This is a genomic window from Micromonospora sp. ALFpr18c (assembly GCF_008868155.1).
Taxonomy (GTDB): domain Bacteria; phylum Actinomycetota; class Actinomycetes; order Mycobacteriales; family Micromonosporaceae; genus Micromonospora.
Genome location: NZ_WBKR01000023.1, coordinates 39,364 through 45,456, shown reverse-complemented (window position 1 = coordinate 45,456; position 6,093 = coordinate 39,364). Strand labels below are relative to the sequence as shown.

At 73.5% G+C, this 6,093-nt stretch carries 5 protein-coding genes; 2 read left to right on the top strand and 3 right to left on the bottom strand.

The window, feature by feature from the left end; genetic code table 11:
- On the bottom strand, positions 1–1,219 hold a 1,219-nt coding region (locus F8271_RS07305), incomplete at its 3' end, for an acyl-CoA dehydrogenase family protein (protein WP_151488879.1).
- Positions 1,219–2,298, bottom strand: coding sequence for a phosphotransferase family protein (locus tag F8271_RS07300; protein WP_151488878.1), 1,080 nt, complete (start codon positions 2,296–2,298; stop codon positions 1,219–1,221). The genes F8271_RS07300 and F8271_RS07305, both read right to left, overlap by 1 nt.
- Before the next feature lie 145 nt (positions 2,299–2,443).
- Between F8271_RS07300 and F8271_RS07295 the strand changes: the two genes are divergently transcribed.
- Positions 2,444–3,145: an amino acid-binding protein gene (locus F8271_RS07295; protein WP_151488877.1), complete on the top strand. Its 702-nt coding sequence runs from the start codon at positions 2,444–2,446 to the stop codon at positions 3,143–3,145.
- A 90-nt stretch (positions 3,146–3,235) separates the two neighbouring features.
- Entirely contained in the window at positions 3,236–4,312 is a 1,077-nt protein-coding gene (locus F8271_RS07290; RefSeq protein WP_151488876.1) for a GNAT family N-acetyltransferase, read from the top strand.
- Between the two features lie 58 nt (positions 4,313–4,370).
- Here the strand turns inward: F8271_RS07290 and F8271_RS07285 are convergent, their stop codons facing one another.
- Complete coding sequence (locus F8271_RS07285; RefSeq protein ID WP_151488875.1) at positions 4,371–5,936, bottom strand: aldehyde dehydrogenase family protein; 1,566 nt, start codon at positions 5,934–5,936, stop codon at positions 4,371–4,373.
- Between the last annotated feature and the right edge of the window lie 157 nt (positions 5,937–6,093).

Here is a 6,093-nt window from a genome sequence, read left to right as displayed (position 1 = left end):
GGGCCGGGGGTGGGGTCCAGCGGCGGAGTTCTCGCTTGGCGAGTGAGTTGCGGTGGACCTCGTCGGGGCCGTCGGCGAGGCGCAGGGTGCGGGTCTGCGCCCAGAGGGCGGCGAGTGGAGTGTCCTGGCTGACGCCCGCGCCGCCGTACCCCTGGATGGCCTTGTCGATCACCCACTCCGCCATCGCCGGCGTGCCGATCTTGATGGCCTGGATCTCGGTGTGCGCGCCCTTGTTGCCGACGGTGTCCATCAGCCACGCCGTCTTGAGCACCAGCAACCGGGCCTGCTCGATGCGCACCCGGGACTCGGCGATCCACTCCCGGACCACGCCCTGCTCGGCGAGCGGCCGGCCGAACGCGATCCGGCCGAGCGCCCGCTTGCAGAGCAGTTCCAATGCCCGCTCAGCCATTCCGATCAATCGCATGCAGTGGTGGATGCGGCCCGGACCCAGCCGGGCCTGGGCGATGGCGAACCCGCCGCCCTCGGCGCCGATCAGGTTCTCCGCCGGCACCCGCACGTCGGTGAAGTCGATCTCGGCGTGCCCGCCGTGCGACCCGTCGGTGTAGCCGAAGACGGTCATGCCCCGACGGACGTTCACCCCCGGGGTGTCGCGGGGGACCAGCACCATGCTCTGCTGGCGGTGCCGGTCGGCGGCCGGGTCGGTCTTACCCATCACGATGAAGATCTCGCAGCGCGGGTCCATCGCGCCGGACGACCACCACTTGCGCCCGTTGATGACGTACTCGTCGCCGTCGCGGGTGATGCTGGTGGCGATGTTGGTGGCGTCGGAGGAGGCCACGTCCGGTTCGGTCATGCAGAACGCGGAGCGGATCTCGCCCTCCAGCAGCGGCAGGAGCCAGCGCTCCCGCTGCGCGTCCGACCCGAACTCGGCCAGCAGCTCCATGTTGCCGGTGTCCGGTGCGGCGCAGTTGACGGCCTCCGGCGCCAGGTGCGGGCTGCGCCCGGTCAACTCGGCGAGCGGGGCGTACTGCAGGTTGGTGAGGCCGGCGCCGTAGCGCGGGTCGGGCAGGAAGAGGTTCCACAGGCCGCGCTTGCGGGCCTCCGCCTTCAGCTCGGCCAGCACCGGGGTACGCGACCACGGGTCGCCGGCGGCGACCTGCTCGGCGTGCACCGGCTCGGCCGGGTAGACGTGCTCGGTCAGGAACCGGGTCAGCTCGTCGCGCAGCTCCTCGGTCCGGGTGTCGTACGCGAAGTCCATCACCGCTCCCTGGCGGCGGTCAGACCGTGCGCGACCAGCGGTGCCACCATGTCGCCGATCCGGTCGAAGCCCGCACCGAGGGTCTGCCCCAGGGTGTGGCGGTAGTGGATGCCCTCGCAGATGACCGCGAGCTTGAAACAGCCGAGCGCCACGTGCCAGTGCAGCGGCCCGACGTCGACGTCGCTGCGCCCGGCGTACCGGTCGATCAGCTCGGTGCCGGTGGGGAAGCCGGCGCGCGGGCCGAGACCGTCGGCGACCGGGTTGCCGGCGGCCGTCTCGCTGCCACCCAGCACGTCCCAGTACGTCAGGAGCAGCCCCAGATCGGCGAGGGGGTCGCCGAGGGTGGCCATCTCCCAGTCGAGCACCGCGTGCACGGCCACCGGGTCGGCCGAGGCGAGGAGGTTGTCGAGCCGGTAGTCGCCGTGCACGATCCGGCCGGCGTTCGCCCCCTCCGGCGCGGTCGCGGCGAGCAGGTCGCGCAGCTCGTCGATGCCGGGCAGCGGGCGGCTGCGGGAGCGGTCGAGCTGCCCGGCCCAGCGGCGTACCTGCCGGGCGAGGTAGCCCTCGGGGCGGCCGAAGTCGCTCAGCCCGACCGCCGCCGGGTCGACGGTGTGCAGGGCGGCGAGGGTGTCCATCATCGCCAGGGCGAGGGCGCGGCGACGCTCGTCGCCCAGCGGGTCGGTCTGCGCGCGGGTGCGGAACACCTCCCCGGGTGCCCGTTCCATCAGGTAGAACGGGGCGCCGATCACCTCCGGGTCGGCGCAGAGCAGCAGCGCGTCCGGGACCGGCACCTCGGTCGGCGCCAGGGCCGAGATGACCCGGAACTCGCGGGCCATGTCGTGCGCGGTCGCCAGCACGTGCCCCAACGGTGGCCGGCGCAGCACGACCTCCCGGTCGCCGAGGCGCAGCAGGTAGGTGAGGTTGGACTTGCCGCCGGCGATCAGCTCGGCCCGCAGTGGCCCCACGGCCAGCCCGGGCCGGTGCCGCGTCAGATAGCCGGCGAGCCGATCGAGGTCGACGCCGGCGGGGGAGGCCGTAACCGGGTCCGGCCGCAGCGCGTCGGCGGCCGGATCGGTCATCCGACTAGTTGATGGCAGCCTGTTCACGTTGTCAAGGTCGGATTTTCCTCTCGGGACATGCCTCTGCAACAGGGACGAAATGGTCAAGGACCAGGCTGGGACCAGCCTGCCGGCCGTCGCCGGCCCGCCGAGCGGAGGGACAGACATGTTGCTGCGAGTTCGGGTCACCCTGCCGGACCGTCCGGGCACCCTCGGCCAGGTGGCTCGCACGCTGGGCGTGTCCGGCGCAGACATCGTGCAGGTGGTGGTCCTGGAGCGGCTCGGCGGGCGCGCGGTGGACGACTTCACGGTGGTCTGGCCGGGTGCGGCCCGGGTCGAGCGGCTGCTGGCCGGTCTCGCGGCGATCCCCGGTGTGCGGGTCGACGGCGTGTGGCGGGCGATCGGCGCGCCCACCACCACCGGTCAGGACGCGGAGCTGCTGGCCCAGGTCGCGGCGAACCCGGCCGACGGGCTGGCCACCCTGGTCGACGCGGTACCCGGGCTGCTGGCGGCCGACTGGGCCGTCGCCGCGGTGGTCCCGGTGGACTGGGCGTCCCGCAACGGAGGTGGTGGCGCCACCGTCGGGCACGCCAGCTGGCGTGCTCCCGTACCGCCGCGGTTGCCGGAGGTGACCCCGCTGCGCGGCCGGTCGATGACCACCCCCGACGGCACCCACCACGCGATAGTGCCGTTCGGTCGGGCCGGCCTGGTGCTGGTGGTGGCCCGCGAGCACAGCGAGACGCTCTGCGCCGCCGGGTTCCACAGCACCGAGGTGGACCGGCTCAGCCAGCTCGTCCGGGCCAGCGCGGTGATCCTCGGTGACCGACTGGACCTGGTCGGCGCGCCCCCGGTGAACGCCGGTCCCTGACCTGCACGAGGAGTTCCCGGGCCGACACCGGTGAGCAACCGGCCGGCAACAGCCGGGGGCGAGGCTCTTGGGTGGGGAAGGGAGCCAACCATGACGTTGTGGCGGATCCGAGCAACGGTGGACGACCGGCCGGGTTACCTGTCGGTCCTCACGGCGAGCCTCGCGCTGCGCGGGGTCAACATCCTCACCGTGCAGGTGCAGCCCACCGAGCAGGGCGCGGTGGACGATTTCCTGGTCGACGCGCCGGACGCGCTCGACGAGACCGAGCTGATCGCCGCCGTCGAGCGCGGGCGTGGACGGGACTGCTGGGTGGCGCGCAGCGAGGCGCGCGGCCTGGCCGACCAGCCCACCCGGGTGCTCGGGCTGGCCAACCGACTGGTCCGTGACCCGGACGCGACGGGCGAGGCGCTTCGGACGCTGCTCGGCACCGACTCGGTCAGCTGGCGGCCCGCGTCGACCGGCTTCGACCGGGGCATCACCGGCACCAGCATGCTGTTGGCCGACCCGGCGGGCGGCTCGTTCGCGCTGCGCCGGGCCGCGCCCGCCTTCACCCCGGCGGAGTACGCCCGGGCGCAGGCCCTGGTCGAGCTGGCCGCCACCGTGGCGCGCCGGGCCGCCGAGCAGGTCACCCTGGTGCTGCCCGACGGTGCCGAGGTGGCCGTGCGGCCGGCGTGCGTGGACGACCTGTCGGGTGTGCTGGAGCTGCACGAGGCGTGCTCTCCGCGCAGCCGGCACCGGCGCTACTTGGGCGGGGCGGCGTTGCCGCAGCAGGCTCGGCTGCGGCGACTGCTGGAGCCGCCCCGAGGGTTGACGCTGGTCGCCACGGCCACCGGCCCCGACGGTGCCGCGGAGTCGGTGGTGGCGATGGCGAACCTGCTCGGCGAGGGCGACGAGGCCGAGGTGGCGCTGCTGGTACGCGACGACTGGCAGCGGCGTGGGCTCGGCTCGGCGTTGCTGCGCCGGCTGGCCCGGCACGCCGACGCCGCCGGGTACGCGGCGCTGGTGCTGCACGTCCAGGCCGAGAACACCCCGATGCTGCGGACGCTGCGCCGGCTCGACCGGCCCAGCTTGACGGAGCGCGACGGGCCTCTGCTCACTCTCACCGTCCCGCTCGCCTCCCCGGTCCCGGTCGGTCGGACGAACACCGCCCTGTCGTCCGGCGCGTAGGTAGGGCCGTACGCCGTTCCCCGGTCCCCGCCACCGTGGCGGGGACCGGGGGTGTCGATCAGGTGGCGGGGTAGCTGTTGTAGTCGGGGAAGTTGCCGTAGAGCCGGTCGTCGCCGCCGACGGTGACGGCCTGCACCAGCAGGTCGCCGCCGACGAACGCGCCCTTCCACGAGGCGCCCCGGCCGCCGAACGCCTCGTCGCGGTCACCCCGCGAGCGCGGCTTGTTGATGCCCACCTTGAACGCCTGCAGGTCCACCGCGAGCTTGCCGGCCACCTCCTCGTCGTCGCAGGCCAGGGACGCGACCAGCGCGCCGTTGGAGGCGTTCATGGCGGCCAGCAGTTCGTCGGTGGTGTCCACCACGACGATCGTGTCGACCGGCCCGAACGGTTCGGCGTGCATCAGCCGGGACCGGCCGGGCGGTGCGAGCAGCACCGACGGCGCCACGTACGCCGAGGTGTCCTGTCCGGGCAGGAACGGGGCGCCGGTCAGCTTGCCGCGGTGCAGCGGCACCGCGCCGCCACGGGCCGCCTCGTCGACCTTGCGGTGCAGCTCGTCGGCCTTCGCGGCGCTGATCAGCGGCCCGAAGTCCAGCTCGGGCAGCGGGTCGCCGGCGGTCCAGGTGTCGTCGACGGCGAGCGGGTGGCCGAAGCGGACGCTGCGCACGACGGGCAGGTACATGTCGAGGAACTCGTCGACCAGGTCACGTTGCACGACGAACCGGGGGTACGCGGTGCAGCGCTGCTTGCCGTACTCGAAGCCTTTCTTCAGGTGCGTGGCGAGTAGGTCCCACTGGGAGAAGTTCCAGATGCCCCAGGCGTTGAGGCCCTCCTGCTCGATGAAGTGCCGCTTGTCGCTGTCGAGCAGCGCGGCGGCCACCTTGCCGCCGTTGGAGCGTCCGCCGACGAACGCCACCGCGCCGATCTCGGGTGCCCGGACCAGCACTTCGGACAGTTCCTCGCCGCCGCCGGAAACGAGGGTGGCGGGCAGCCCGGCGCGGCGCATCAGCGCGTGCGCGACGGTCAGGCAGACGGCGCCACCCTGAGACGGGGTCTTGGCGATGACCGCGTTGCCGGCCAGCAGTTGGACCAGTTCGGCGTGCACGAGGACGCTCATCGGGTAGTTCCACGACGCGATGTTGCTGACCGGGCCCGGCAGCGGCTCGCGGCCGTCGGCGAGCATCCGGTCGATCTCGCCGGCGTACCAGCGGACGCCGTCGAGCGCGCGGTCCACGTCGGCGCAGGCCAGCCGCCACGGCTTACCGATCTCCCAGACGAGCAGCAGCGCGAGCAGGTCACGGTGGGCGTCCAGGGCGTCCAGGGCGTCGGCGACCCGGGCCTTGCGCTCGGCGAGCGGGGTCTGCGCCCAGTCCCGGTGCGCGGCGGCGGCGTGCGCGACGGCGGCGCTGGCCGTGTCGGCGTCGATCCGGGGCAGGTTGATCACGACGGTGTTGTCCACCGGGGTGCGGGCGGGTGTGGGACGGCCGACGGCCCGCCATTCTCCGTCGACCAGGTTGTGCAGGGTGGTGACGCCGTCCACGGCGGCGCCGAACGCCTCTGGCGTGGCGGTCACCGCGCGGGTGAGGACGTCGGACCAGGCGGTGCCCTCGGCGAGTCGTCGTGCCATCGCGTTCTCCTCAGGGTCGACCGGGGAGCGGCGGCGTCGATGGCACCGCTGGTGATCCGTACTGTCTCGCGGACAGTAGTGGGTCAGCAACAGTACGTTTGTCTGGCTGAACGCCGTCGGCGTCGTCGGCCCCGACGGCTGTCTGAGCGGCGAGCCT